Genomic DNA, 619 nt, shown 5'->3' on the forward strand with positions numbered 1-619 from the left:
CCCCGGCGGTCACGTCATTGTCGCGGTGTTCGGGCCGGACGGGCCGATGCAGTGCAGCGGGCTCCCGGTGATGCGGTATGCGCCCGATGCGCTGCACGCCCAGTTCGGCGATACCTTCGAACTGGTCGAACATGCGTCGGAAGCCCATCGGACGCCCGCAGGCGTGGAGCAGCAGTTTGTCTATTGCCACTGCGTGATGCACTGAAGCTTGGCCAGTACTTCACAGCCCATCGGGAAACGTGTACGTCACAGGAGACGCCGAGGGTTGCCCGATCACCAGCGCGATCTGGTCGTGCGGCTTGAGCGGAAGGTCGCGCACCGGCGTGAATTGCACCTTGCCGTTGACATACACCCGCAGCGCGCCCCTGAGCCCTGCCACGTTGTCGGCCGCCAACGGCTGTCCCCACACGTCGAAGAAGTTGCCCAGCGTGTACACCCGGTCGTTCGGCGATTCGACATGCAGGATGCCGCTGGCATCATGCGTGTGCAGCCAGTAGAAACCCTTGCCACCACTGACAAAACCGCGATCGATGCGCAGTGGCGCAATGATGCCGATGCCGCGTGGCACTGCGATCTGTTCGCCCTTGTAGTAAATGGCCAGGTGGGCATGGAAATGGGT

At 63.2% G+C, this 619-nt stretch carries 2 protein-coding genes; one reads left to right on the forward strand and one right to left on the reverse strand.

Going from position 1 to position 619, the window contains the following annotated elements; genetic code table 11:
• A partial coding sequence (locus tag D7X12_RS45715; protein ID WP_208719643.1) for a hypothetical protein occupies positions 1 to 205 on the forward strand: 205 nt, incomplete at its 5' end.
• A gap of 15 nt (positions 206 to 220) precedes the next feature.
• Here the strand turns inward: D7X12_RS45715 and D7X12_RS45720 are convergent.
• Positions 221 to 619 (reverse strand): hypothetical protein (locus D7X12_RS45720; protein WP_208719644.1); only part of this gene is annotated, 399 nt, incomplete at its 5' end.

The organism is Corallococcus sicarius, from assembly GCF_003611735.1.
GTDB lineage: Bacteria > Myxococcota > Myxococcia > Myxococcales > Myxococcaceae > Corallococcus > Corallococcus sicarius.